A 2,592-nucleotide genomic window follows, 5' to 3' on the forward strand; every position below is an offset into this window, starting at 1 on the left:
GCCCTGCCGCGCGCCGTCGCAGATCTCGTCCAGCGCGTCGTCTGTCACCGCGACGTGGAGCGATATGGATTGCTATACACCCTTTTGTGGCGCGTCCTTCACGGCGAGAAGGCGTTGCTCGACATACCGAGCGATCCGCTTGTCCACCGCCTCGAAATGATGGCGAAATCCGTTCGGCGCGACTTGCACAAGATGCACGCCTTCGTGCGATTCCGCCGCATCGAAGAGGCGGGCGCGGAACGCTTTCTCGCATGGTTCGAGCCGGAGCATTTCATCCTCGAAGCAACGGCGCCGTTTTTCATCGAGCGCTTCGGCAGCCTCGACTGGGCCATCTTGACGCCGATCGGCTCCTTGCATTGGAACCGCGAGCAACTGATCGTCGGTCCTGCGGGACGGCCAGGCGATGTACCGCCTCATGACGATGTCGAAGACGGATGGCGTGGTTACTACGAGAGCATTTTCAATCCGGCGCGGGTCAACCCGACGGCGATGCGCGCGGAGATGCCGAAGAAGTACTGGCGAAATCTGCCGGAGGCGCGCTCCATCCCGCACCTCGTGCGCGCGGCGCCCGCCCTGGTCGCCGAAATGATCGAACGGCAAGCGTCATCCTCGGTCAAGCGCGACCCCACCAAAGCGGTTCTCGCCATGGCCGAGCAGGAACCGCGAACCCTTGCCGAACTCAACCGCATCATCGTTGACGCGGAGCCGCTGGTGCCTGGCTCGACTCAGGCGGTTCTCGGCGAAGGGCCGGTGGGCGCACGTTTGGCCTTCGTCGGCGAGCAGCCGGGCGACGAGGAGGACCTGCGCGGCAGACCCTTCGTCGGACCGGCCGGACAGCTTTTGAGCCGTGCGTTGGCCGCGGCGGGGATTGCGCGCGAGGCGTGCTACCTCACCAATGCGGTCAAACATTTCAAGTTCGAGCAGCGTGGCAAGCGGCGCATCCATCAGAAACCGACGGCGGGGGAGGTGAAGCACTATCGGTGGTGGCTGATGAAGGAACTGGAGTTGGTGCGCCCGCATTTCGTGGTGGCGCTCGGGGCAACGGCCGCTCTTGCCCTGACCGGAAGGGCCGTCGCCATCACGCGGAACCGCGGGCCGGCACAATTCGACCGCTGGCCGGGCTACATGACCGTGCATCCCTCCTACCTCTTGCGCCTTCCCGATGAGACGGCGCAGCGAAGCGCCTACGACGCGTTCCTCGCCGATCTCGGGCAGATCCGTCAGAAGGCAGGCGGCGCCCACCGCTGATGCCGGGAGAGAAACCGTTGTTGCAGGGTCGATTCAGGGCCGGTGACCGCTCTCCAAAATAATAAACCTTGAATTGCGACGCTGTTGCGGCTATATAGCAAGCATCCAACCGACACGTTCGGTGGCCCGTAGCGCGCTTTCAATGCAGCCCGAGGCCCATTCCCGCACAAAATCGATTGTATTCAAGTCGTTCACGCGAGTGAGCGCGGATCGTGCAGTTCATCACTGTCACAAATCTTTTAATCCATACCTGCTAATCAGCCTCAATTCATGAGGGAGTTAAATGTCTACCGTAACCAAAATCCGTGCACCGAATGCACAACAACCGGCGCGCTCTGAAGTTCGTCGCCGCAATGCCGCCAAGACGGAGCAATCTTCCGGCTTGTCGAGAGAAGAAATTCGCCAGATCGTCCTCGAAATGATCGGCTAACACCACTGCACGACCGGGCCCGACCGAGTCGGGCCTGATGAAGGCGACGAGTGGTCTTATCCCCCGTCGCCCTAGGATCACCCCGAGACGACAAAAGTGGCCGCGCTGAGCTGATGCTCGAAGGCGGCCCTGCAATACGGCTCGCTGGCGCGCTTGATCTGATAGCGCGGTGTTTCATCTCCCGACGGCAATTGCTCCGTAACGACGAAGTCGCCGCTCCATGTGGCGCCGAGGATGAGCTTGTCGGTGAAAGTCACGTGCTGTCCGCACGCATAACGATACTTCGTCATCAAAATTCCTTTCGAGGATCCATGTCTGTCCGTCGCGCGGCACAACGCGCGACGGCGCGACCGATCGCCTGGGAGGCGCGGTGACGACACCGCCGAGGTTCGATCGGCACACGTGATGTCTTCTGGCTAGGCGTGGCCGGTCACCGGTGTCTGACGCTCGGGAGAAGGACGCCGCTCGGCCGGCAACAGGTTGAGATTGGCGGCGTGCTGGAGATGGGGCCCATCGCGGAACCGCTCTTGCCAGGGTCGCTGGGAGCGTCGGGACAGGGGTCCGCGGCTGAGCTCGTGCTCGGAGGCGATGCGGCTGTCATGGCGATGGATGGATCTGATCCGATACTTGGCGTCGACCGTGCTCGCCTTGATGCATGCGACGACCGTGTAAGGCGCCTTCCACGTGAGTTGCGGGAAGCGTCTGTCGGTGTAGAGCACGATTTCGCCGACCGCGAATTTATGGTTTGCCATGGCACGGCTCCTTGTCGTCGCTCATGCAGGCCGCCATGCACGATGAAAACGTGACGCGTGCGGTCGAATTTCGTCCATTCACAGACTGCGATTCACAGACGGCGATTCATCGCCCAAATTTCCACGTCCTCCATCGCGACGTCGTAGGGAAGGCCGTAGCGT

4 protein-coding genes are annotated in these 2,592 nt (G+C 62.0%); 2 read left to right on the top strand and 2 right to left on the bottom strand.

What is annotated here, in order from left to right:
• A partial coding sequence (locus tag AC1DT3_RS17550; RefSeq protein ID WP_477466519.1) for a UdgX family uracil-DNA binding protein occupies positions 1-1,248 on the top strand: 1,248 nt, incomplete at its 5' end.
• A gap of 283 nt (positions 1,249-1,531) precedes the next feature.
• Positions 1,532-1,678 (top strand): hypothetical protein, encoded by a 147-nt coding sequence (locus tag AC1DT3_RS17555; RefSeq protein ID WP_477466520.1) that lies wholly within the window; start codon positions 1,532-1,534, stop codon positions 1,676-1,678.
• Positions 1,679-1,755: 77 nt separating this feature from the next.
• On the opposite strand, the gene AC1DT3_RS17560 is transcribed toward AC1DT3_RS17555, so the two are convergent.
• Both AC1DT3_RS17560 and AC1DT3_RS17565 read right to left on the bottom strand, forming a co-directional pair.
• A complete protein-coding gene (locus AC1DT3_RS17560) occupies positions 1,756-1,968 on the bottom strand; it encodes a hypothetical protein (RefSeq protein ID WP_477466521.1) in 213 nt (70 codons plus the stop codon).
• Positions 1,969-2,094: 126 nt separating this feature from the next.
• Entirely contained in the window at positions 2,095-2,430 is a 336-nt protein-coding gene (locus tag AC1DT3_RS17565) for a hypothetical protein (RefSeq protein WP_477466522.1), read from the bottom strand.
• Positions 2,431-2,592 lie beyond the last annotated feature (162 nt).

This window comes from Microvirga sp. P4_G7 (genome assembly GCF_056401005.1).